This window comes from Planctopirus hydrillae, assembly GCF_001707835.1.
GTDB classification, from domain to species: Bacteria; Planctomycetota; Planctomycetia; order Planctomycetales; family Planctomycetaceae; genus Planctopirus; species Planctopirus hydrillae.
In genome coordinates, this window is sequence record NZ_LYDR01000151.1 from 97,185 (window position 1) to 120,085 (window position 22,901).

General features: G+C 54.5%; 21 protein-coding genes. 10 read left to right on the top strand and 11 right to left on the bottom strand.

Annotated features, from left to right (window positions below):
• Window positions 1-460: 460 nt before the first annotated feature.
• Window positions 461-1,372, bottom strand: a complete 912-nt coding sequence (locus A6X21_RS18910; protein ID WP_068851194.1) for an ATP-binding protein — start codon at window positions 1,370-1,372, stop codon at window positions 461-463.
• 240 nt (window positions 1,373-1,612) lie between these two features.
• A complete protein-coding gene (locus A6X21_RS18915) occupies window positions 1,613-2,554 on the bottom strand; it encodes a sugar phosphate isomerase/epimerase family protein (protein ID WP_068851198.1) in 942 nt (313 codons plus the stop codon).
• Between the two features lie 378 nt (window positions 2,555-2,932).
• Here A6X21_RS18915 and A6X21_RS18920 point away from each other — a divergent pair, with 378 nt between their 5' ends.
• Entirely contained in the window at window positions 2,933-3,997 is a 1,065-nt protein-coding gene (locus tag A6X21_RS18920; RefSeq protein WP_068851272.1) for a DUF3500 domain-containing protein, read from the top strand.
• Window positions 3,998-4,257: 260 nt separating this feature from the next.
• Window positions 4,258-5,244 carry a hypothetical protein gene (locus A6X21_RS24835; RefSeq protein WP_068851201.1) on the top strand — a complete coding sequence of 329 codons (987 nt, stop codon included), beginning with the start codon at window positions 4,258-4,260 and terminating at the stop codon, window positions 5,242-5,244.
• Window positions 5,245-5,322: 78 nt separating this feature from the next.
• Here A6X21_RS24835 and A6X21_RS25355 read toward each other — a convergent pair whose 3' ends face one another.
• On the bottom strand, window positions 5,323-5,454 hold the full coding sequence (locus A6X21_RS25355; RefSeq protein ID WP_261340651.1) for a hypothetical protein: 132 nt from the start codon (window positions 5,452-5,454) through the stop codon (window positions 5,323-5,325).
• Between A6X21_RS25355 and A6X21_RS18930 the strand changes: the two genes are divergently transcribed.
• A complete protein-coding gene (locus tag A6X21_RS18930) occupies window positions 5,453-6,490 on the top strand; it encodes an RluA family pseudouridine synthase (protein WP_068851204.1) in 1,038 nt (345 codons plus the stop codon). The two genes, A6X21_RS25355 and A6X21_RS18930, sit on opposite strands and share 2 nt — an antisense overlap.
• Window positions 6,491-7,097: 607 nt before the next feature.
• Here the strand turns inward: A6X21_RS18930 and A6X21_RS18940 are convergent.
• The 4 genes from A6X21_RS18940 to A6X21_RS18955 form a co-directional block, all read right to left on the bottom strand.
• Window positions 7,098-7,502: a hypothetical protein gene (locus A6X21_RS18940; protein WP_131818442.1), complete on the bottom strand. Its 405-nt coding sequence runs from the start codon at window positions 7,500-7,502 to the stop codon at window positions 7,098-7,100.
• A gap of 286 nt (window positions 7,503-7,788) precedes the next feature.
• Window positions 7,789-8,544, bottom strand: coding sequence for a carbonic anhydrase (locus A6X21_RS18945; RefSeq protein ID WP_205847500.1), 756 nt, complete (start codon window positions 8,542-8,544; stop codon window positions 7,789-7,791).
• Complete coding sequence (locus A6X21_RS18950; protein WP_013111938.1) at window positions 8,537-8,839, bottom strand: P-II family nitrogen regulator; 303 nt, start codon at window positions 8,837-8,839, stop codon at window positions 8,537-8,539. The genes A6X21_RS18945 and A6X21_RS18950 overlap by 8 nt, the downstream gene beginning before the upstream one ends.
• A gap of 177 nt (window positions 8,840-9,016) precedes the next feature.
• Window positions 9,017-10,018: a sodium-dependent bicarbonate transport family permease gene (locus A6X21_RS18955; RefSeq protein WP_068851213.1), complete on the bottom strand. Its 1,002-nt coding sequence runs from the start codon at window positions 10,016-10,018 to the stop codon at window positions 9,017-9,019.
• Window positions 10,019-10,275: 257 nt separating this feature from the next.
• Here A6X21_RS18955 and A6X21_RS18960 point away from each other — a divergent pair, with 257 nt between their 5' ends.
• Both A6X21_RS18960 and A6X21_RS18965 read left to right on the top strand, forming a co-directional pair.
• Window positions 10,276-10,638, top strand: a complete 363-nt coding sequence (locus A6X21_RS18960) for an ArsR family transcriptional regulator (protein ID WP_068851281.1) — start codon at window positions 10,276-10,278, stop codon at window positions 10,636-10,638.
• On the top strand, window positions 10,622-12,076 hold the full coding sequence (locus A6X21_RS18965) for an AAA-type ATPase lid domain-containing protein (protein WP_068851215.1): 1,455 nt from the start codon (window positions 10,622-10,624) through the stop codon (window positions 12,074-12,076). The genes A6X21_RS18960 and A6X21_RS18965 overlap by 17 nt, the downstream gene beginning before the upstream one ends.
• Before the next feature lie 47 nt (window positions 12,077-12,123).
• On the opposite strand, the gene A6X21_RS18970 is transcribed toward A6X21_RS18965, so the two are convergent.
• A complete protein-coding gene (locus A6X21_RS18970; RefSeq protein ID WP_068851218.1) occupies window positions 12,124-12,390 on the bottom strand; it encodes a hypothetical protein in 267 nt (88 codons plus the stop codon).
• A gap of 318 nt (window positions 12,391-12,708) precedes the next feature.
• Here A6X21_RS18970 and A6X21_RS18975 point away from each other — a divergent pair, with 318 nt between their 5' ends.
• From A6X21_RS18975 to gmd, 3 genes are all read left to right on the top strand, one after another.
• On the top strand, window positions 12,709-13,281 hold the full coding sequence (locus A6X21_RS18975; protein ID WP_068851221.1) for a YceI family protein: 573 nt from the start codon (window positions 12,709-12,711) through the stop codon (window positions 13,279-13,281).
• A gap of 1,248 nt (window positions 13,282-14,529) precedes the next feature.
• Window positions 14,530-15,591 (top strand): helix-turn-helix domain-containing protein, encoded by a 1,062-nt coding sequence (locus A6X21_RS18985; RefSeq protein WP_068851227.1) that lies wholly within the window; start codon window positions 14,530-14,532, stop codon window positions 15,589-15,591.
• A 253-nt stretch (window positions 15,592-15,844) separates the two neighbouring features.
• The gene (gene gmd, locus A6X21_RS18990) at window positions 15,845-16,867 is read left to right on the top strand and encodes a GDP-mannose 4,6-dehydratase (protein ID WP_068851229.1); all 1,023 of its coding nucleotides are present in this window, start codon (window positions 15,845-15,847) and stop codon (window positions 16,865-16,867) included.
• Here gmd and A6X21_RS18995 read toward each other — a convergent pair.
• The 3 genes from A6X21_RS18995 to hisC all read right to left on the bottom strand — a co-directional run bounded on the left by A6X21_RS18995 (window position 16,864) and on the right by hisC (window position 20,295).
• Entirely contained in the window at window positions 16,864-17,577 is a 714-nt protein-coding gene (locus A6X21_RS18995) for a hypothetical protein (protein ID WP_131818443.1), read from the bottom strand. The genes gmd and A6X21_RS18995 overlap by 4 nt on opposite strands.
• 827 nt (window positions 17,578-18,404) lie before the next feature.
• Window positions 18,405-19,004 (bottom strand): imidazoleglycerol-phosphate dehydratase HisB, encoded by a 600-nt coding sequence (gene hisB, locus A6X21_RS19000; RefSeq protein WP_083233733.1) that lies wholly within the window; start codon window positions 19,002-19,004, stop codon window positions 18,405-18,407.
• Between the two features lie 214 nt (window positions 19,005-19,218).
• Window positions 19,219-20,295 (bottom strand): histidinol-phosphate transaminase, encoded by a 1,077-nt coding sequence (hisC, locus tag A6X21_RS19005; RefSeq protein WP_068851239.1) that lies wholly within the window; start codon window positions 20,293-20,295, stop codon window positions 19,219-19,221.
• A gap of 623 nt (window positions 20,296-20,918) precedes the next feature.
• Here hisC and A6X21_RS19010 point away from each other — a divergent pair.
• A complete protein-coding gene (locus A6X21_RS19010) occupies window positions 20,919-21,557 on the top strand; it encodes a hypothetical protein (RefSeq protein WP_068851241.1) in 639 nt (212 codons plus the stop codon).
• Between the two features lie 348 nt (window positions 21,558-21,905).
• Window positions 21,906-22,667, top strand: coding sequence for a BON domain-containing protein (locus A6X21_RS19015; protein ID WP_068851244.1), 762 nt, complete (start codon window positions 21,906-21,908; stop codon window positions 22,665-22,667).
• Window positions 22,668-22,901: the final 234 nt, after the last annotated feature.

Sequence of the window (22,901 nt, forward strand, 5' to 3'; positions counted from 1 at the left end):
CAACTGTCATCCGGATTGCAAAAGACCCTCGCCCGCGTCTGCGTGGGAGAGGGTGGCACGAAAGTGCCGGGTGAGGGTCTGACCAATCGATATGCCTCAATCACAAGGGCTTCCGCAGGGGCGCCGATTGACTCTCAGTGAGCGAAGATGAAGAGCGTCCTGCGATAAAGCTGATGATGGATTATTCGCCAAATACGTTTTAGCTCACGCTCATCCCGGCCTTCTGCCGTCAGAACGGGAGAAGGAGAAAAAACCCTCGCCCGCGTCTTCGTGGGAGAGCGGCTGCTCTTGCCAGCTCTTCGTGGTGAACCGGCAGTTCATTGTGAAGGGTGCCTGCGGTTCCGACGGAATACACCTGCAGTATCGTATTTGGCCATCATTGGTGCATTGGCATGCGCCCTACATTCCATAAAGCGGAATATGGTCCGCACAGCGGACCCGATGGTGCTGGGTCCGAAAGCTATTTCACCTCGCCCGCGCTGCGGGTGGCTTTTTTCTTGAGGCGGAGTTCGCTTCCCGTCGGGCTGTATTCGACTTCATCGAAAAAGCTGCGGATCAGCAGTAAGCCCCGGCCTGAAGGGCGTTCTAAATTGGCAGCCGCTGTCGGATCAGGCAGGGCCTGTGGATTGAAGCCCGGCCCTTCATCGCGAATCAGAAACTCCGCCCCTTCGCGGGATAACTGCATCTCGAAATCGACGTGCCGCTCGCAATATGGGGATAAATGCCGGCGGCTTTCCGCCAGTTCAAAATAACTCTTCGTGGCACCGGCATCGCGCAGAGCCGAACTCACTTCGAGGTTGCCATGAAAGATCGCGTTATCAATCGCCTCATGCAGGCCAATCACCATGCGGGTAATGTCGGCCAGTTCGAACAGACCCGTCAGCTTGAGTTCGTCTTCCACCCCCGCCAGAACAGCCGGTGTCAGCGTGGGATCATTCTCGAGTTGATACTGAAAGTGAGCCCGCACGAGCGCTTTGCGAATGCGCTTCTGCCCCGTCATGCGTTGGAGTAAGCCGTAAGTGTTCTTGAGTGTCTGCGGCAGATCCTGTTCGAGCAATCGTTTACGGATGTAGCTGACAGCCCCGGTCTCTAAAGCCTGCAGAGCGCAGATTTCTTCATTGCGCGAAAGCGAGAGGACAATCGGGACCTGCCGCTGATGCTGATGCAGCCATTTGATGAATGACATGTCGTCGGCATCAGTCCGCTTTTCGGGCATATCGGTCACCACGAGATCCGGTGGTGACTTCTGACAGGCCTGAATCGCTTCGGCCGGGGTCTTCGTAATTTCGACGTCGAAGCCCTGCTCGACCAGCAATCGGGCCATGCGACTGGCTTCTGCCAGATTGTGTTCCAGAAGAACAACCCGTTGCATAGTAAAAATTCCCGAGTTGATGGTCGCGTTGGTCGTGGTCGATCTGCCGGCAGGCTACAGCAGCAGGCGTGTCTCGCACTTGATCTGGAAACGATATGCCAAGCGGGCCATGCGGTCGAGAGGAACACGTCGAACCTTCAACCACAATTCATCATTCCTGCAGCACGACGGACAATGGCCACACATCACGAATCCGCCGCTTCGCATTAGCAGCAGTCGTTGGCTGAAGGGAAATGCTGACTACAAACCCGCTTTGGCCACAACGGCCTTCATCTTTTCCAGACCGGTCTTCACCACCTGATCGGCTGGCAACTGCCAATAGCTGCGATTAAAAAGTTCGAGCGATATCGCACCCCGAAACCCGCTGTTTTTGAGAATCGTGAGAACTTCAGTCAGCGGGCAGATGCCATCTCCGGGATAAACGCGGTGTTCATCTTTGATTTCCGAACGTGGTGGTTCGGCAGGATAATCATTGATGTGAAAACACTGCATGCGGTTCCCGGCAAAGGCTCCCAGGCCACCGAACTCAGAACCACCCTTATAAATGTGATATGCATCCAATAGAGCCAGTGCATTCACGTCGCCGCACTGGGCCAGCAGATAAGCGACTTCGCCCAGCTTATGCAAAGTTTTTGAGAAGCCCCAAAGTTCGAGCTGTGGCCACACGCCCTCTTCGCGCCCCACCTGTACCAGGGCGGCAAACCGCTCGGCCAGCACATCCAGATTCATATCGGTTCGATCGGTGACACCCACAGGAGGGGCGGCAATTCTCGATCCCCCCAAAGCCTTCACCAGTTTCATGCATCGGCGAGCTTCATCCAGCCCCTTCTGCCGCTGAGCCGGGTCGTCGACTAAAAAGGCGGCAAACCCAATCGCACTCTCGACTGTCAGGCCGGCATCAGCAATGCGTTTCGACAGATCAGGGAGTGAGCCACCCTGCTGCTGGTAAGCATCGATTTCGTTAATCCAGGGCTCGATCCCATCGTATCCTGCATCGCCAACCAGCTTGATCTCTTCGACGATGGGCAGCTTCTGACCACGAATGGTGCTTGTATTCAGGCAATAGCGAAACGGTCGCCCCGGCTCGATGGCCGCCTCGGCGGATTGGCAGGAGAGTGCTGATGCAGCGGAGAGTCCGGCAGCCATCGTTGTGGTCGCAATGAATTCACGTCGTTTGAGCATGGTTCAATCGTCTGCAATCAGGAATTCCGCCGGGCAATCTTTGCCTGCCCTGAGGGAGTTGGCCAGGAAGTGGTTGTCATGACCTGCCCGATGGAGTAACGTCATGACGCATCGAGAATCATTGATTTAAAACGATAAAGCTTCGCCGACCGATTTTCACCTCTGAAAACCAGTCGCATGTACTCCCTGCCGATTTTGTTCCCAAAGAGTCCGTATCTAACCGGGGTCTGTGACTGGCTGAGTCTGTTGCCTGCCATGTGCCATAATGATCGAGATTCGGCCCCGGCCTGGATCAGTAACAAACCTCACGAAACTTCACACCGACGAATCTCTCCTGATAACTATCCAGCCTGTTCGTTAACACCAAGGAATCGCACCATGGAATTCAACCGACGATTGTTTCTGGGAACATTAGCAGCCGGTTATGGTGCACTGCGATTTGCTTCTTCGAGCACGGCTTTGGCAAGCAATGCCAATCTGGCGAACGAAACGGCTGCTGCACAGCCCTCAGTGGCTGGCCCGCGGATGGTGACTGCCGCCAGCAAGTTCTTGCAATCCCTCACGGACGAACAACGGGCTCTCGTACAGTTCGCTTACGATGACCCCGAGCGTCTCAACTGGCACTTCATTCCCAAGCCTCGCAAAGGCATCAAGCTGCGAGCCTTAACGGGGCCAGCCCGCAAGGCCGCCTTTGCCTTGCTCAAAAGTGGCCTTACGGAGACGGGCTACGATCAGGCAATCAAGATCATGAGTCTCGAAGAGGTTCTCTTTTTGTACGAGGCTGGTGATCGCGAAAAACGCCGCGAACGTCGCGACCCCGAACAATACCACTTCAGCATCTTCGGTACGCCCGGCATGGGAGCATGGGGTTATCGCATCGAAGGTCATCATCTCTCGCTCAACTACACACTCGATGGCGACCGGATTGTGGCGACCACACCCGAGTTCTATGGCTGTAATCCGGCCACCATGGAATCTGTTCCGGGCCGTGTTTTAAGGGTGCTGGGCAACGAAGAAGACTTTGCCCGTCAGGCAATCACTCTGGCCAGTGAATCCGGGCGTGCGAAAGCCACGATTTCGCAGGAACCACCCAAAGATGTGGCCGGGCCGGGAGCCCCTCAACCTGTGGTGGAAGCTCCGGTCGGAGTGCTGCTGCCCGAACTGGGGACGGAATCGGTCGAAAAAGTGCGAGCTCTCGTCGGCGAGTATCTGGCGAACATGCCGGAAGAAGTGGCTCAGCGACGACTCGCCGAGATTGAACGTTCGGGCTGGGATCAGGTTCACTTTGCCTGGTGGGGAGGGATCAAGCAGTATCAGCCGCACCATTATCGCGTCCAGGGGCCGACGTTTATCATCGAATACAACAACACCCAGGATGGTGCTAACCACATTCATTCAATGTGGCGGGATGTGCGGGGAGATTTTGGGAAGTCGTTGACGTAACTGTCGATCGCACTGGAACTAAAGTTTTTTCGCCTGCCGGGATAATGAAGACCCGCGAAAGTGGCGATCGGCGAAAGTGATTCAGGCCGTTTCTGCTGGCAACTCCCGATTTCACTTGGAGTTGCGACGAAATGGCCCGCTCGCTTGGCTTGACGCTTGCCCTATGAGAGTTTTATGCTTTTACCGATCTTGTGGGCATGTGCGCCACGATTGCGCTGTCGTCTTGAGACAGCATTCTCTTCAGCGATGAATTAAGCTCCATGAATTCTGAACCATCGATTGAATCTCAACTGCAGGAACGTGAACTCGGAAAGCTCCTTCTCAAGTCGAGTGGCTTTTTCGAACGCTTTGGCCTGACACTCCTGGCTGTGCTGGCTGCCGTCGTGATCGGGTCGATTGGCTATATTGTCTATTCGACCAATCAAACCGCCCGGCTTGCTGCAGCCTGGTCTGATGTTGAAGGGACGACACTTCCTGCCGATATGGAAGCATTGGCCGAGCGTTATGCCGGCACACCGCCTGGTGAATGGGCCCGCCTGCGAGCTGCCGAACTTCGCTTTGACGAAGGGATGCTGCAGGTGAACCGCAATCGCGCAGCCGCGAACAGCGAGTTCAAGGAGTCTCAGGTGGGGTTCGAGAAGGTGCTGGCAGAGAACAAGTCGGCCAACATCCTGCGTGAACGTGCCCTGTTTGGTCTGGCCCGCGTGCTTGAAGCCACGTCCAATGCCGACACCAAACCTGCCATTTCCAAATACGAAGAACTGGTCAGTGAGTTTCCAAAGTCGATCTTTAAGCCGATCGCCGATGAACGGATCAAGGCCCTGGCGACTCCCGAAACCAAGAGCTTCTACGAATGGTACAGCCAGCAGAACCCCAAGCCCGAATCGCCGGCCCGTCCTCGAGATGGATTAGGTGGTGCACTTGGTCTTCCCGGCCTCGACCTGCCCGGCATGACTCCTCCCGCTTCCCCAGCGGGTGGCAATTCATCCCCCGTTAAATCCACAGATTCACCCGTCAAATCGACCGAAGGCGATATCCCGCCCGCCGCTGCACCTGCCACAACCGATACTCCCAAAGAGTCCGCGACTCCCAAGGATGCCGGTACTCCAGATCCTGCACTTCCTCCCGCACCAGCGAAGCCCGAAGCGGCACCCGCCAAGCCCGAAACTCCAGCAGGTGAAAAGCCCGCGGCTCCCGAGGCTTCCACCAAGCCAGCAGACAGTCCAGAGATTCCTCCCCAGCCATAATGCTCCGTTTGTCGCCTGTCGCCAGGCTGATTGATCGATGGTCTCAGGTTCCAGATCTGGGCTGCAGATCTTCAGGTCCTACACCTTGGTCTCGGCATGTGGTACTCTGGTGAGTAATCTCAGGCCCGGCTGACGGGCCTGTTCTATTTGTTTGATCGTTCTTTTCTGATCGTTCTTTTCTGGCCCGCCAGCCACCCACGAGATTGCCATGAACGAGCCTTCGATTTTCGGTCTCGATGACAATCCCGCACTGGTGCTCACTGTCGAAGCTCGTGCTCACGGCTGGCGAATTGACCATTATCTCAGCCGCCTGTATCCCAACTTCAGCCGGGTCGCCTTTCAGCGCACCATCGAAGAGGGGAAAGTCCTCGTCAATGGCTTGCCCGTCAAGATTTCACGCCGTCTGCGCGTCAACGACGTCATTGAGTTCTCGCTCCCCGCCGAACCCGATCAGCGCGTGCAGCCCGAAGATATTCCGCTCGATATTCTTTACGACGACGAATATCTGTGTGTGATCAACAAAACCGCCAACATGATTGTTCATCCAGGACGCGGGAACTATCGCGGCACGTTGGCTGGTGCTTTGCAGTTTCACTTTGACAGCTTGAGCGATGTCGCCGGCCAGTACCGTGCGGGGATTGTCCATCGACTCGACCGCGATACGAGTGGTGTGCTTGTCGTCGCCAAAGACAACACGGTGCATCAGCATCTCAGCCGCCAGTTTGAAGAACGTTCGGTCGAGAAAGAGTATCACGCCATTGTCTGGGGTGAGATGCAGTTCGACGCTGATTATGTCGAAACGTATGTGCGGGTGAGCTTCCGCAATCGAGAGCGGATGATGGTCTGCCCACCGGGCGATAATGCTCGCCAGGCCGCTACTTTTTACGAAGTCCAGCAGCGATTTCGTGGCTTTACGTATGTAAAACTTCAGCCGCAGACGGGGCGCACGCATCAGTTACGCGTCCACATGCACCACCTGGGTCATCCGATTATTGCCGACCGTCTGTATGAAGGGAAAACGTGCGTCAAGCTGTCGGACATTCTGCCGGACACTGCCGAAGAAGCCGATGAAACCTTGATCGACCGGCAAGCCCTGCATGCCCGCCGACTGGCCTTCAATCATCCGGTGACTAAAAAGCGGATGGTCTTCGAAGCCCCCTTACCCGCCGACTTCCAGAAGACCCTCGACACACTCAAAACCCACGCCATCAAGCCCAAAAAATCAACCTCGTCGAAGCTCCGCTAACGTGTATTTATAAAGCTCTTGTGAGCCCTGTAGGGTGCAAGGAGTTCCGACGGATTGCACCATTTCCTGCTCTATCGACCTCGAGTACAGTTTCGCCGTGCCAGGAATAGTCACGTTGAGTGCAATCTTTAAGAAACTATTGTAGCAATAAACTCGACCATTATTTTTTTCGCTTCTTGAATCGACCGGGAATTGCGAGGTGTTTTTCAACCTCGTTATCAATGGGTTCCCAGATCCGCCTGAAGGAATCGATTTCTGGCTTGATCGCATCTGGCCAGTGAATTCCCTCATAGACTCTGGTTGTCAATATACGATCGTTGTCGGACACCGATAATTCGTAGATCGGGAGATCGTCAACACACCCATTGTAGACAGGCTTTAATTGAGCCAGTACTTCTTGGCATTCTCGAATTCTCGCATCAGGAAAATCGATTTCAAACGATTCACCTCTTTCAGTCCCCTCATCGTACCATGAAGCTTCAACAATGGCAGTTCCGTTAGCTGCTACCATATTCCCGCGAAGATGACGAGTCGTCCACCCGTCCAAGTGACTCGCCGATAAGTGCATTATGCCATCCTGTTCTCCACTATGGGAACTCTGTGCTAATCAGTTCGATACAGAGGGCTGAGTTTGCGTGTATTCGATAATCCAGTCTGAGGCATCATCACCGAAATCTTTATTCGTCGCCTGTCGCAGCATGCCAATTATCTGCCGCTCAGCCATGAATCGTGTTCGTTCAACAACCTGATTCAAAGGTAATCCTACAGTTTGTTTGGTTCCTGGAGGGTAGTAGCTATGGGTGTAGTCCAGGCAACTGATGATCGCTGGAACGTTCGGAGGCATCTGCTGGCTGGCTTCCGAGGCCTGATCAACCATCTGAGCAAAGATCATCGTCTGCTCATTGGCGAACGAGATCTGAATTGATGTCCAGACGGACGCAGCTTTCGTCCATACGAAAGCGACAGTAATGACGACCATGTATGCCGCTATGATGACCCGTAAGGGCTTCATGAATTGTCACCAGAAAGACTTGATTCTCATAGATATCTGCTCAAGTCATAGGGTGAACTTGTTGCCATGCCGAGTCAATGATGTTCAGCGGGGCTTTTGCTCCTTCAGCCTACGAAGCTCACAACTTCATTGTTGTGAGCCAGCTTTTCCCATACCCCTTTTCTTCTCGAACCTTCCAAACTTCCTGGTGAAGATCAACTTCATCATCCATCCACCAGCCATCGAAAGAGGGTAAAGCCTTCCACTTCGATACGGCCTCTCGACTTTCCACCATCAACCCACATTCTTAGAAACTCATCTCCACTGGTGTGACGACGCCCGATTGCAGGTCGTAAACGCCGCCGGCGACAATCAGCTCTTTCTTCTGCACGAGTCGTGAAATGACCGGGGACGATTCCGCAATCAGCATCGCCTGATTCTTCACGTTCTCCCGCACAGCGACTTCGACGTCTCCTTTGGCAACTTTGACGGCTGGCCGAATGTACTGGAACAAGCCACTGATCTGCCCGGGAACTTCCCGCCCCTCCATCGTGGCTGTCACTGCACCGCAGGCTGAATGCCCCAGCACGTAGATCACTTTCGAACCGAGGATCTGCGCCCCGAATTCCAGGCTGCCGATGTTCTCACTCGAAGCAATATTCCCGGCAATTCGAGTCACGAACAAATCGCCGAATCCCTGATCAAACACAATCTCAATAGGAACTCGCGAGTCAGCACATCCCAGGAAAGCGGCAAACGGGCTTTGCTTACGAGCGACAGCCTTGACTCGATCCAGATCTCGATGGGCTGCCATCGATTGCCCGCGACTGAAACGTTCGTTGCCATGATAAAGAAGATCGAGTGCTTCTTGTGGCGTCGTGGGCATAGGGACTTGCATTGGCTCTTCTCCCAATAGGGTATTCGCATTCAACAGACCAGATCCTACCATACCACAGCCGCAGGCCGTGGCTGTCATTTGCTTAAGCCACATGCGTCGGGAAGATGTTTGAGGACCTGCCAGAGCCGCATCATGGGAAGACTTCAGAGAGAACTTTTCAGACATATTTATCTCCTCGGATCACAGAGACTGGACTGAGATACGCAATGACCGCAAAGTGCGGGAAGTATTCGTCAGAAAGGATGCCGAGCAGTTTGTCGGCCACTTCGGGAGAAACCACACATTCGAGCTTCATGTTTTCACCCAGCAGCTCGCCCACACGCCGGTGACGTGATCCCGAGCCCGAGCACTCCGTGATGGTGTATCCTTTCGCACCAGCCCGTTCGATCTCGGTAATCAAACGCTCGCGGAGCAATCCTTCACCAATAATTGTCAGCAAAGTCAGAGGGACGGTATGCACAATAAAACTCCTGGTTTGTCGTGTCTGAAGACGGAAGCGCATCAGCCTGTTCGAGAGACGCTGATCAGGCTGATGCTCAGCTTTCTGCATCGACTCGACAATGCTTCTTTTCCATAGACTTCAGCCTCTGGCAGAGATCGTCCTGGCAGCCCGTGTCGCCAAGATGTTTCTTCAACGTCAACCTGCGAGCATCCGCGCCAGTTGAAAGTAAATCGGAATCCCCAGCACGATGTTAAAGGGGAACGTGATGGCCAGAGCCGCCGTGAGATACAACGTGGGGTTCGCCTCAGGAAGTGTCATACGAACAGCCGGTGGGGCGGCAATGTACGAGGCACTGGCTGCCATCGCACCAAGAACTGTGGCACCACCAATCGACAGACCCGCCCAATGTCCGAGAAAGACACCCAGGCTTCCATGCAGTATGGGCATGATCATGCCAAAGGCCAGCAGGAACAGACCTGTCGATTTGAGGTCACCCAGCCTGGCACCGGCCGCCAATCCCATTTCGAGCAGAAACAACGTGAGAGCCCCTTTGAACATGCCTTCGAAGAACGGTTTGACCGGTTCGTAACCTTTTTCGCCCATCACGAAGCCGCAAGCGAGGCCACCCACCAGCAGAATCATCGAGCGGGCTGTCAGAACTTCATGCAAGACTTCTTTTAGTGGTCGGCGTTCGACGGGATGAGAACCATCGGCCCGAGGCTGGCTGGCCAGGCGAGCTGTCTGCACCGCTCCAATCCCTAACGCGACATGAATTCCGGGGCTTTCGAGCAATGTCAGCAATGTGGGCATGAAGCCTTCCGCCGGAAAACCAAGCGTTTGGACGAACTGCTGGGCTGCAATAAACGTAACGGCAGAGACCGAACCGTAGTGCGCTGCAATCCCTGCCGAATCAGCAATACTGAACCTGCCGATCCGACGGAGAACGAGGTACGCTGTGCAGGGAGTGATCACTCCGAGGAGAAGTGTGACGATTGCCGGCCAGGCGAGTTCGGCCATCGACGCATGAGAAAGTTCGACGCCCCCTTTTAATCCAAGTGCGAGCAGCAGATAAATCGAAAGCGAGGCGTATAATTCGCGGGGCAACGACAGTTCACTGCGGATGATCCGAGCGAATAAACCCAGCACGAAGGCCAGCGAGATCGGAGAACACAGGTTGATTCTCAACACTTCCAGCATGAAACTGCCATTCCTTTCGAGAAGAGTCAGGAAGAGAGTTATAAACACGAAATAAGTTTCGTGTATTTTTAGTCGCGTAATTAAGTTCTTGCAAGATCTCGTGCAGATTTTCTCGATTTTTTTTTCACCACCTTTTGATGGGCCGGCTCATGGCACCCAAACAATCTGCTTCCACCCCTTCGCCCTCTCCCTCGGCATCAGGGCGAAAAGTGCGGGCTGCAAGCTCTGCCAGAAATCCAGGTCAAGAAAAGACGAGCATGACCAAACGGGCAGGAGCCAATTCTTCAACAGCCAAAGTTGTGGGCGAAGAAGCCCGCACGACCACGTCGGCGAACTGGACGTTCATGACCAATCACACTCACGTCCTGCTGTCGCTCTATCGGCAGCCCGATCAAAGGCTGCGTGATGTCGCGGTGGCAGTCGGAATTACCGAGCGCATGGTGCAACGTGTGGTGGCAGAACTCGTTGAGGCCAACTACCTCATGATCACCAAGCAGGGCCGCTGCAACCGGTACACCGTCAATGCCAGTCTGCAGTTGAGGCATCCCCTCGAGAAGCATCACACGATTGGGGAGTTGCTCGATCTGCTGAGCCTGGATCCTGGTGACGACGAAGCCTGATCCTCGTTTTGAGCTGCTGATCTGCCAGTCCCATCGAGAGAAAGAGTTCATGGCCCGCCGATCTTCCAAGCCTCTGTCGGCAGATGCTCTGCTCAATGAAGCTCACGAGCCTGTCTTCATGGTCAGCTCCGACCGAAAGCTGATCTATCTCAATCAGGCTCTGCTCCATCTGGCGGGATTTGCGAAAGAACAACTCCTGGGGGAATCGCTCGATTATCTCAGCACCGGCGAGACCAGCTCACCAGCAGCGCTTCTCGCTGCGTTGGCACCACCACCCGATCTTCCCGCCCCGGGCGAAACGATCGTTTCGGCAGTTTATCTCCCTCGTGTCGGCATGCCTCCTCTGGCAACACGCATCACCTTCTGGAATCTCGGCAATCAGCCAGAAGCGAACCCCGTGATTCTGGGTGTGGTCGGAAGAATTCCTCAACCACCAGTGATCAAGCCGGGGCTGGCACAGACGCTCCATGCCGAGTTGGCAGCTGCCCGGCTCAAATGGCGACACGAAACGACGGATGCTTCACTGGTCGGTCACGCACCACTTTTCCGCAAGGCGATTCATCAGGCCGAGCTGGCCGCGGGAAACCTGGCCCCCCTTCTGATTGTCGGTGAAAACGGTACCGGAAAGGAACATTTTGCCAGAAGCATTCACCAGCGCAGCTCGGTGCAACGTAATGCCTTCGTGCCACTGGATTGTCAGATTCTGACAGAAGCGATGCTCCACGAAGTGATTCAGCATGCCCTCGAATCCGTACCATCCACCACAGGAACCGCCACACTCGGGCCGGGAACCATCCTCCTCAAATCGATCGATGCGGCTCCAAGGTCATTCTGGCAACAGCTCGAACAGTTCCGGAAGGCATCGATTCACCGTAACGATATCCCCATCCGCTGGATGGCCACATCCCGGCTCAATTCCCGGCAGTTGCTGGAACGAGAGATCTGTGATCAGCAGGCTCTGGTGGGTATTTCGACGATCGAAATCGAATTGCCACCCCTGCGTGAACGAGGTCGAGATGCCTTGCTGATCGCTCAACATCTGCTGGAAGAGCAAAACCGCCTCGCCCCTCGACAACTGGCAGGCTGGTCACCAGAAGTGCAGCGATTGATTGGTGAATACAATTGGCCCGGCAACATCGCCGAACTCAAACGCTTTGTGACCGAATCGCGCGAGCGCGCTCAGGGGCCGATCATTCAGGTCCACGATCTGCCTCACTTCTGGCAGGTCGGCCACGATGCTCAAAGCGTGCCACCACCCCGGCCAGTGCAGATCATGCCTCTCGATGCCGCACTCGAAGCCTTTGAAAAAGAACAGATCAAACAAGCACTCGCAGCGGTTCGCGGCAATCGCTCGAAAGCAGCCGATCTCCTCGAAATCCCGCGGCCCAGATTATACCGGCGCATGGAGCAACTGGGACTGGGAGAATCCGAAGATTGAAGAGCCCACGCGGCTCATCTTTCCGTGGAAAATCTCGACAAAGTCGGTCACGGGGCCTGAAAGCCCATGACGAGAAATCGCGGCAAATCGAGTGGCGTCGTCAGCTTGACTGCGGAAATGCAGTCGTAAGCGATCAGGACTTTACGAGCCCCCTGGCTGTCGGGCGTTTCCCGCTCCACCAGCAGAATGCTGCCCGAGATCATAAAGGCTTTGAAGGGAATGGTTTCGCTATAATTAGTGACCAGAATTCCATTGCGGGGAATGGTTTCCGGCCAGTTCTCAAACAGATTTCGCCAGCCTTCACCAATCGACATCGCGCTCTCCGATCACCGCAGCACACGTTTGCTGGCAATAAATTCGTCTACCGAAGAGCGATTCTGTGCGGTTTCCCTCAAGGACGGACTATTCGTTGCATGCCTTAGACTTTCTGGCGATCGGCCTGTGGCAACAAAAATCTGTGCCTGTTGTAAGGTTCACGCCAGCCTGAGGTAATCCACGGTGTGATCTGAATGCCTGATATAGCATTTGGATGACTCACTTTTGTGCAGGTTGCCTTAATGACCCGGATTACCGTCGAATATCGGTCGATCCACGTCAGGGATGTTTGACCAATTCCTCAGGAGATTGAACGGATGATTTCGCTTCTCAATGCCATTAAGTCGTCGGCTGCTTCGCTGGCAGCCACCCTTGTCATGACCGCCCTGGTGATGTCTCCCGGTTCCGAGATTGTGGCAGCCGACTACAAGCTCACAGGTGAGAACACCACCATTGGCTTTGTCGGTACCAAAAAGGAAGGCTCACATGCCGGTGGTTTCAAGCAGGTTTCGGGGACGTTCTCCGCTCCCGAAGACCTGACCAAAGGGAAGATCTCGGTCACCATTGTGATGGATTCCGTCTGGTCAGATGATGAAAAGCTGACTGGCCACTTGAAAGCCCCGGATTTCTTTGAAGTCAAGCGGTACCCAGAAGCCAAGTTTGTGTCGACGGCCATTGCCAAAACAGCCGAGGGCTACACCGTGACAGGCGACCTGACGCTGCATGGCAAGACCAACAGCATTACCTTCCCTGCCCAGATCAAGTCGACCGGAAGTGGTGTGGAATTGACCAGCAAGTTCAATCTCCCTCGCAGCCAGTGGGGCATTACCTACGGGGCTGGCAAGATCGACGAGAACGTCCAGATGAGTCTGGCTGTCAAAGCCAAGTAATGTCGATTCAGGGGACACAGCGTATTAAGTGCCATGCTTGCGGCCCGGAGAGCGGGCGTCAGAGACAGCGACCTGGAGCAGTCAATCGACGCCCCTGCGGATACCTCGCTGACTGATACATATCCATTGGAAAAGACCCTCACCCGGCACTTCGTGCCACCCTCTCCCACGCAGACGCGGGCGAGGGTTTTTTGCTCCTTCTCCCGTTCCGACGGGAGAAGGCCGGGATGAGGGCGAGCTCGAGCGTATTGGGCTAGCGATCAACAACCGGCTTCAACGCGTGATGCTTGTCATCTCTGGCCAAGGGCTACAATCGGCGTCCCTGCGGAAGCCCTTGTGATTGATACATATCCATTGGAAAAGACCCTCACCCGGCACTTCGTGCGACCCTCTCCCACGCAGACGCGGGCGAGGGTTTCTTGCTCCTTCTCCCGTTCCGACGGGAGAAGGCTGGGATGAGGGCGAGCTTTTCGGCTTTCTCAATCTCTTTCGCTGAAGACCACGTCCCATCGAAGAGCGCGTTTGATTGAAGACAGTGTCTCGCTGAAGACCGTGACTCTCTGTGAGGCAGCAAGCCGGAGTTGTCACAGAATTCACCAGACCGGCCATGTCGCGCGAGTCGTCTCGATGTTTCGCATTTGAAACAAATTACAATTGCTATCTCAATTGGCATGTCGCTTGCATCATCAGCACTTGGCAATGTGTTTCCAAGAAAACTGCGAGATAATGCCATGCAGACTCATCACAAATTGCTCAAAAGTTTTGCACCCACTGGTCAGAAATCAGAAATTCCAGTCGTTGCCAATCTTCCGCGAGCCGGTCGCCGTTTCGCCCGTTAAGCGAAAATGAATCACGAATTCGCTTTTCTCAGATTCACGCGGAAGTACCCTGCCATGAGTTCATCATCAGGGTCTCCTAAGGAATCGAGCGAACCATTTTGCTGCCTCTGGGAGGCTCGAGTGAAGTGGTGGGCTGCGAAATCGTTACAATCCGTGTGCAGCCGCATCGATTTATTCAGCGGCCAGTCTGTGATTCGCTTTTGAGTTGTGAGAAGATTGTTGAAGGACGATCTTTAACCGGTGATGTGCTTGTATTGAGAGAAAGCCAGGACAGCTTTTTTTCTTTTGGCAAACTTTGGGCGGCATGAGTGAAAGTGCCGCTCAATCGAATTCGCTCCAGGGATGATCCGAGGCAAAAGGACGGTTGCCAGACCTTACCTTCAGTCCGCAATGATGTCGGACCCGGATCATGCTCGCCGCACTATTGGCGCGCAGCCAATCTGCACTCGCCTCTCAGGAGCCGTTTCTCGTGCTCCCTGAGAATCATTTTGCCTATACGGCAGCGATGCGAATTGTCGAACCGATGGGTTCGATGGCAGTGCAAGGCCCACGCATCACGCTGGTGTACGGCCCCACGGGTGGTGGCAAAACTCATCTGGTGCGTCATGTGGCCCGCGAAACATTGAAGCGGTTGGCCCGTGGCAAACTCCTCCTGGCCAATGCCCATGAGTTCTGCCAGTGGCTGCTGGAAGCTCACGATCAGAAAGCTGTCGTCGAAGCCCACGAGAAACTCCGCAGTCTCGAAGTTCTGATTCTCGATGGCTTTGATGAGCTGCAGGATCGTGCCGACTTGCAGCAGCAATTGCTCTGTGTCATTGATCTCATGGCCGATGCCGGCGGACATGTCCTCATTGTCAGTGAAAAAGCACCGGGTGAGCTGCGCGGGCTTTCCACACGCCTGGTCAACCGTTGTCACGGAGGATTGTGCGCCCTCCTCAAGTGGCCTGGCACGGACAGCCGCAAGCAACTTGCTCTTCATTTCGCTCACCAGAAGCATCTCCCGATGAGTGAAGCTGCCGCTCTGGAACTGGCGGAGAATCTGGCAGGCTCACCAGCACAGTTGATTGTCGCGATCCAGCAGATTGAACTGATGGCGCGACGGGAACATTCGACAGCCGATCTCTCTTTAATCAAACGGTATCTGCAGGGTGAACTTCTCGTTCCCACGATTACCATCGATCAGGTGGCTCTGCAGGTGGCTGAAGAGTTCGGCGTCACCATCGAAGCTCTCAAGAGTAAATCCCGGCATCAATCTGTAGTCCTCCCCAGGCATTGTGCCATGCTGCTGGCCAGGCAGATGACCGCTGCCACACTCGAGGAAATTGGGCGTTTCTTTGGCGATCGAAACCATACGACCGTCTCGCATGGATGCGCGAAACTCGAAGAACTCTTGCCAGGGGCACCGACATTAAGGCAGGTCCTCCAGAAAATCCGTGGGCGATTCCCAGCCAGCCATAGTCGCACGGGTTAAGGCCAGGTTTCCAAGTGTGCGATTATCCAGGGTCTTGTCAACGATTTTGGCATAAGGAGGCGGATGGCGCGGCGTCTTGTCGTCGTATTGGGTACGACGACCTGGCCACGAGTTGGCCAGGCCACCCGTGACCTGATAGAAGAATATCAAGCGGCCTACGACTGAAACTCCTGAGGGCATCGTGTTACACTTCGCCTCTACCCCAGCCCGATTGATTCCTTGATATTTTGCCAAGAGACAGGAATTCTGCAGCATGACTTCCGCCAAGAGAGCCCTGATCACTGGAATCACCGGACAGGATGGTTCTTATCTGGCCGATCTGCTGCTGGAAAAAGGATACGAAGTTCACGGCCTGATTCGCCGGACAAGTTCCATCAGCACACAGCGGATCGAGCATCTTCTCTGTGGCAATCAACCCCGAGGGAATCAACCCCGAGTCGTGCTGCACACGGGTGACCTGGGCGATACCACCTCGATCCAGCGCGTGCTCAAAGAAGCTCAGCCTCACGAGATTTATCACCTCGGGGCACAAAGTCATGTCCATCATTCCTTCACGCAACCGCTCTATACAGCAGATGTCGTCGCTTTAGGGACATTACGGCTTCTGGAATCCGCCATCCAGTTGGCAAAAACTCAGGAAGTGCGGTTTTACAATGCCGCTTCCAGCGAAATGTTTGGCCACGCGACCATCGTTCCTCAAAACGAAGAAACGCCATTCCATCCCCGCAGCCCATATGCCTGCTCCAAGGTGTTTGGTTACCATCAGACGATCAATCATCGCGAAGCGTATGGGCTTTATGCAGCGAACGGGATTCTCTTCAATCACGAATCTCCCCGGCGTGGTGAGCAATTTGTGACTCGCAAAATCACTCTCGGTGCAGCTCGAATCAAAGTCGGCCTGCAGAAGAAGCTGGCCCTGGGAAATCTCGATGCGCAGCGTGATTGGGGCTTTGCGAAAGATTACGTCGAAGCGATGTGGCTGATGCTGCAGCAATCTGTGCCGGGCGATTACGTCGTGGCGACAAATGAAACGCACACGGTGCGGGAATTCCTGGAAGAGACCTTTCGACTGCTGGATCTCGACCCCGCTCAATACGTCGAAATCGACCCGGCTTTCTTTCGCCCCAGTGAAGTTCCAGTCCTCAAAGGCGATTATTCCAAAGCCGAGAAAGAGCTGGGTTGGAAGCCCACCACCAACTTTAAAGAACTGGTACGACTGATGGTTGAAGCCGATCTGGCTTTGGCGCAAAAAGAAGCGGCCCAATCGGCAAACTAAGGCTGCCTTGTGACCGCTGAGGCGCCCAGCTTACGAAAATAATCTTCGGTGAACGCCGGGTCGAGCTGGTGGTAGAAGCTGATAGTCAGATCGAGCTTCTTGCGAATGGCGTCATGCTTTTCGGCAATCGGCCAGATCGATCCGTCACCCGCGAAAATCATGGCTGCAAAGGCATTGAAGTCATTCTCGAGGTCGGATTGAGCATACTCCTTGAGAAACCCCTGCTCGTGAAGTTTTTCATCCAGCTTCAAGCCCGCCTTCTTCTGCTTGACGGCATCCACACCACTCCCGAGGTATTTGAAGTCGGGTGGGTTCACGGATCGCCAGGCATTTTCATCCAGGAGTTTTGGCTGATTCCGCAACAGAATGCTCGATAACTCCGCATGAAAGACAGCTTCGTTATGAGCATCCGTGAAGCCTTTATGGACATCACCAATCTTGAGATAGACCGCATTCCGCGAATTCGTCCCACTCGTGATCACCCCGCTGTACTTGAGTTCTGAAAGAACATAGACCGTCTTGAGATGCTGCTTCAGGAGTCCTTCGGGATACTTGGCCAGTGCCGGGACAAGTATCCGCCGGACGCGCTCAAATTCTGCGGCCGGGAGTGCGCCGCCACTGGCAGCAATGGCAGGCTTCAGCCACGATTCGGGAAAGATTCCGGGGCGATCCGATGTCACCACGGGGACAGGAGCTGCGATGACAGTCACATCGTCAGCCAGCGTGAATCGATCCGATCGACAGACGAGGATGAGCAGAAAGGCAGCGAGGCAAATCGCTTTCTGACATGTTTCCCGTGAGATGATTGCGCGGTGTTGGTTGAGAAGACATGCTTGCCCAGAGCTGCTGTCTATGACACACATCGTTGCACGCCTTTTCTTCTGGGGAGGAACTGGAGACTGAGTGGCTGGGGTCAAACGTCTTCGTTTGCCCCCAGGTTATGAAACCTTGACTGTCCCTGGTGATCTTTGTCGATCGTCATGAAGCAGGCTTTCCGATGCAATCGTGCTGGTGAACTCGATTGATGAATGGATGGAGGAAGACATCCGACCCCTGCCACCCGTCAGTGTGAAAACTTGAGGTTGATAAACGTAAAGACCACGCCCTGCGGAAGACCTTAGGGCGTGCCACCCAAAAACTAGAGAAGCGTGTTGGCAGGGGACACGCATGGCGCGGCTTCTTGTTGTCGTGAAAAGTCACGACAACCCGTGTAGGCAAGTTGGGCACGAGTTGGCCGGGCCACCCTTGGCTGACAGATGTGCGTAGAGGGCAGCCCAGAGCTGCAAGCATGGCACACAGAGCGCCATTTTTTCATGGAAAGCGTACTAGAGCTCCATCGAATCACCATATTGCTCCCCGGATTCACTCAGCTCACGATCAAACTCGAATATCGCGAATGAGAACGAGACTACTCGTTTTTTGAATGGGGAGGCGAGTACGGTTTGTTGATGAACGATGCGCAATTCGTACAAAACCCGACCATGACTCGCCCGGGCTGTCAGCGAACAGACTTCACGAAAGGGTCTTGAAGTCAGGCCTAAGTTGATAACGTCCCTTTGGAAGAAGGGACACCTGTTTGTCGAGGATCGATTGCCACCGCTTGCCTTAAGGCTCGAGCTGTGCCTTTGAAAATGGCTTCGCTGATGTGATGGCTGTTGGTGCCGTGATGCAGCACCAGGTGCAGATTCATGAGTGCATTGGCCGCCACAGCCTGCCAGAACTCTTCCACAAGTTCAGTATCGAACGTACCGATCTTTTCGGTGGGGAATTCAACCTTATAAATAAATTTCACACGCCCCGACAAATCGAGTGCCGAAGTGACGAGTGTTTCTTCCATAGGCAAGGTGATACTGCCATAGCGGACAATTCCCGCTTTGTGACCTAATGCCTCAAGGAGGGCTTTGCCCAGGCAGATTCCGATATCTTCGGTCGAGTGATGGTCGTCGATGTGCGTATCGCCATCGCAGGTCACTTCGAGATCAAAGAGACCATGCTTGGCAAACAACGTCAGCATGTGATCGAGAAAACCGACGCCAGTCGCCACCTGGGCTTGGCCACTGCCATCGAGGTTGAGTGACAGCCGAATTTTCGTTTCGAACGTATGGCGTTCAATGGTGGCCTGGCGTGGAGAAGACATAACTCGATTTTCGTTGAAGGAATTTTGAGATTTTTCCATCTCTTGATGATCAGCCCCTGTGGGGACTGCAGAGTACCTGAGCAGGGATTCTTCGGGAAAGAGAATTCACTGGGAAAGAGCATTCATCAGGAAGTAGGAAACTCTCTGGCTGGGGATGTGATTCAATCGTTTGCGGTGACTCTTGAGTCTGTGGTTACTCTCTGACGCAATCGAATTAGACGATCTGTTTCAGTGCCTCGACACAGGCGGCGACTTCTTCACGAGTGCCGATAGTGATTCTCAGACCGTCGAGCAGACGATCTGCTGCCCAATCGACGCCGGGAAACCTCATGTAACGGACGAGGATTTTTCGAGCTTTCAGTGCCAGATAAATCTCGTGATGTTTGCCGCTGGGATGGGTCGTCCAGACGAAGTTGGCCTGGCTGGGCGTGGGAGTGAACCCGAGCTGAATCAATTGATCGGTCAACCAGGCTCGTGTTTCGCGGATCCGTGCGACATTGGCCCGCATCCAGGCTTGATCCGCAATGGCTGCGGTGGCTGCTGCGAGCGAGATGCTGTCGCAGTTGTAGCTGTCTTTCACCTTGCGGAGACCGGCAATCATGTCATGTCGGGCGATGGCAAAGCCAAAACGAATCCCTGCGAGGCTGTACGATTTGCTGAAGGTGCGTGTCATCACCACCCGGTCGCCGAAATCGGCGTTGAGGATCTCTGCCGTTTGTGGTTCATCAGCAAAGTCGGCATAGGCCCCATCGAGCACCAGCACTCCTTCCGGCGGCACCAGCTCGGCAATCTGCGAGGTGGTCCAGCAGTTCCCTGAAGGACTGTTAGGATTGGGGACAAAGACGGCCTTGGCCCGGTGAACGACCGGCCCGACACGCTCTTTCGACCAGTTCCACTGTTCATCGAGAATCAGCCGCTGGTGAGAAACATTCTGCAGATCGGCCAACGTCTCGTACAGAATGTAGCTGGGATAAGGATAAGCCATCAGATCGCCCGTCCCGGTGAACGAACGGGTGATGATGGTGAGGACTTCATCACTGCCATTGGTAGGGAGAATCTGATCGGGATCAACGCCATAGACTTCCGCAGCAATGCGGCGGAAGTTGGTGGCTAAAGGATCGGGATAGAGATTCAAACGACTGGTTGCAGCCGCTTGAATCGCTTCTGCCACTCGGGGGGAAGGGGGATAAGGATTCTCGTTGGTGTTCAGCTTGATCCAGCCCGCTTCCTGGGGCTGCTCACCCGGGACATAGCCAGAAATTCGTTCAATATGCGGCAGAAAAAGACTCATAACAGGCCTTGAAGGTCAAAGACTCGTGAAAACTGCGATGCATTCCCGCGGGAAACCAGCCAATAGTACTGTGTGCCATACTTAGAGCATGGGGAGAACAGGTTCTGCTGGCTGTTTAGGGTTCAATTCAAGTTGTGCTTCGTCCCGGATTTTGAACAGGGAATGGACTCTCCCGCACTCGATAAGCTCGGGACGGAAAGTCGATTCACCATTGTCTCAGTTCTCGCTGCAGGGGGCAAACCGCTCTGCCAAACCGCTCTGGCAAACCGTCGGAATTGTAGACCACAAAGGAACTTCTGTCTCTGGAAACCACCTGGCCTCTGCTGACAGCCCTTCCCCTCCGCAGACAAAGACGCCGCGAGCCCGTGCCAGGTTCTCGACAAAACCTGCAGGCTACAATCTCTGATGAGATTCAACGTTTCCCTTCTCACTGAACGAGTGACGAAGCGAAGACTCCCAGCCCTGCGCACGAGATTGGCAGCCTCTGGCGAGGGGCGATATGCTCCATGAAAGTGATCTGCAAGAACTGAGCAGAGCGGCAGGCCGCGAAAAATCGGCAGCATTCAGCATCCACGAATTGACATAAAACATTTGAAATTCAAATGTTACAAAGGAATTTTGACATGGCGACGGGAACCGAAGACGTGATTCTGGCACCGCGCCCCAAACGCCGGGTCAGCCGCACACTGATGATCCTCGGAATCGTGGGGGGCGTAGGGCTATTGGGTTGCTGCGGCATGGGCCTGATCTTCAATAACGTCATGAATCCCAGTCTTGTCAATCAGCCCGAGCAGGTTCAGGAAGAACTCGCCAAAGTGATGGAACTCAATGTTCCAGAAGGGTTTACACCTGATTCTGCACAGTCGATGGATAACTTTCTCTTTCTGATGCGGGCGATCTTCTACCGCCAGCAGGATGGACGGGGCTGGCTGAGAATCTTCCAGTTCCAGCCGCGAGCCATTGGCCCGGATATTGGCAAAAAGCCAACACCATTCGAAGCGGCACTCGAACAGGTTGACAGCAATTATCCCCAATTGGAGCCACTCAACGCCCCCGAAGAGCAGATCGTGAAGCGACTGATTGGCAATCGTGAGGTTCCCATTCGAATTCTCGAAGGGGAAGCCATGACCTCCCGTACACGCTATGTGCAGATTACGGCTCGATTCCCGGGAAAAGTGGGGGATATCGACATCAAATTCCAGATTGAGGCCAACCTCTGGAATGACGAGAAAACCGCCGCTCTGATTGACCAGATCAAGTAGATCTGAATCTGCGCAACCTTCTGAAAATTTAAACTTTAAGACCACAAAGCCAATCTTTGTGCCATGCTTGCAGCTTTGGGCAAGCAAGATGTTGCAAACTCTCAAAACAGTGTCCATTCCGCGCATGCTGCCGACGAATTGTCGATAACAACTTTCCTCACAGTGTGACGCGGGGGTTATCAACCTGCGTGAGTGATGGGGCGACCACAGGAAATTCTCGAAACAGAAGCCGAATTCAGGTGTTCAATTCCGGGATCGCGCGCGAGACTATCCGATGTAAGAAGAGCCGAAGATCCGGCGTGCGGGATTTTGGTCGCGGATCGTGCGAATTGTTGTAGGAATGCCAAAATGGTTCGAGGAATCCTGAACTGCGGATTAGCGGCGGCCTTATTGCTGCCCATGACCTCTGCATTCATGACGACCTGCCACGCTCAGCAGATGAATCGTTCCAGCGGTAGTACGACTGGCGGTTCGACAGCACCGCGAGCAAGTCAAGCCTCAGCTTTTGGTGGCAGCTCGATGCCGGGCATGGGTGGCGGGAGTACGCAATCCGCTGCCGGGACAGGTTTTGGGAGCACTCCACTGACCGGGATTGGGGCTGGTCTCTCGGCCTTTGGACAACAGGGGACGGGGACCGGTGGTTTCGTGGGCCAGAACTTTGGAGCTACGAACTTTGTTGGTCAGGCCAATGCCGCAACGGGTCAGGGTCAAAACCAGCGGGGGAATCAGAATAATCAGCGGGGCGGTGTCGATCGCGCGGTTCAACAGCAGCTCAATGGCGGTGGCTTTGGTGGCCAGAACAATTTTGGCGGGCAGAACGGCGGTGGTGCCAGCCAGCAGATTGTGATTCGCCCCCAACAGCGAATTGCGTTTGATTTCCCCAAGCCTGTCGCCAACCAGATCATTTTGAACACTCAAGCCCGATTCAATAAGCTGGCCTACAAGCAGCCGGCATTGGCAGGAGTGCAGGTGGCCATGAACGCCGATGGTGTCGCGGTACTGACAGGTAACGTGGTCAGTGAAGATCAAAGGCGTCTGGCCGAACAGTTAGTCAGGCTGGAGCCCGGCGTAAGAAACGTGCAGAATAACCTGGCCACCACCGCCCCTTAATTGCCTGGCACGTTTTCGTGGAAATCACAGCGCGTTGTTATTTGCGAAGACATGCTTGCCCCGAGCTGCTGTCAATTACACATATCTCTGCATTCAAGTGTGACTGGCAACTGCGTGGCTTAAAACGGGGTGGCTGGGGTCACACGTCTTCGTTTGACCCATACGCACCAAGTTAAGGCGATTCGTCTTTACGAAAAGCAGAAACTCCTTCAAAAGACCTGGGTATCTGACATC

Coding starts and splice junctions, on each gene's coding strand:
- A6X21_RS18910 (WP_068851194.1), bottom strand. CDS start 1,372: ATGCAACGGGTTGTTCTTCTGGAACACAATCTGGCAGAAGCCAGTCGC.
- A6X21_RS18915 (WP_068851198.1), bottom strand. CDS start 2,554: ATGCTCAAACGACGTGAATTCATTGCGACCACAACGATGGCTGCCGGA.
- A6X21_RS18920 (WP_068851272.1), top strand. CDS start 2,933: ATGGAATTCAACCGACGATTGTTTCTGGGAACATTAGCAGCCGGTTAT.
- A6X21_RS24835 (WP_068851201.1), top strand. CDS start 4,258: ATGAATTCTGAACCATCGATTGAATCTCAACTGCAGGAACGTGAACTC.
- A6X21_RS18930 (WP_068851204.1), top strand. CDS start 5,453: ATGAACGAGCCTTCGATTTTCGGTCTCGATGACAATCCCGCACTGGTG.
- A6X21_RS25355 (WP_261340651.1), bottom strand. CDS start 5,454: ATGGCAATCTCGTGGGTGGCTGGCGGGCCAGAAAAGAACGATCAGAAA.
- A6X21_RS18940 (WP_131818442.1), bottom strand. CDS start 7,502: ATGAAGCCCTTACGGGTCATCATAGCGGCATACATGGTCGTCATTACT.
- A6X21_RS18945 (WP_205847500.1), bottom strand. CDS start 8,544: ATGTCTGAAAAGTTCTCTCTGAAGTCTTCCCATGATGCGGCTCTGGCA.
- A6X21_RS18955 (WP_068851213.1), bottom strand. CDS start 10,018: ATGCTGGAAGTGTTGAGAATCAACCTGTGTTCTCCGATCTCGCTGGCC.
- A6X21_RS18960 (WP_068851281.1), top strand. CDS start 10,276: ATGACCAAACGGGCAGGAGCCAATTCTTCAACAGCCAAAGTTGTGGGC.
- A6X21_RS18970 (WP_068851218.1), bottom strand. CDS start 12,390: ATGTCGATTGGTGAAGGCTGGCGAAATCTGTTTGAGAACTGGCCGGAA.
- A6X21_RS18975 (WP_068851221.1), top strand. CDS start 12,709: ATGATTTCGCTTCTCAATGCCATTAAGTCGTCGGCTGCTTCGCTGGCA.
- A6X21_RS18985 (WP_068851227.1), top strand. CDS start 14,530: ATGCTCGCCGCACTATTGGCGCGCAGCCAATCTGCACTCGCCTCTCAG.
- gmd (WP_068851229.1), top strand. CDS start 15,845: ATGACTTCCGCCAAGAGAGCCCTGATCACTGGAATCACCGGACAGGAT.
- hisB (WP_083233733.1), bottom strand. CDS start 19,004: ATGTCTTCTCCACGCCAGGCCACCATTGAACGCCATACGTTCGAAACG.
- hisC (WP_068851239.1), bottom strand. CDS start 20,295: ATGAGTCTTTTTCTGCCGCATATTGAACGAATTTCTGGCTATGTCCCG.
- A6X21_RS19010 (WP_068851241.1), top strand. CDS start 20,919: ATGGCGACGGGAACCGAAGACGTGATTCTGGCACCGCGCCCCAAACGC.
- A6X21_RS19015 (WP_068851244.1), top strand. CDS start 21,906: ATGGTTCGAGGAATCCTGAACTGCGGATTAGCGGCGGCCTTATTGCTG.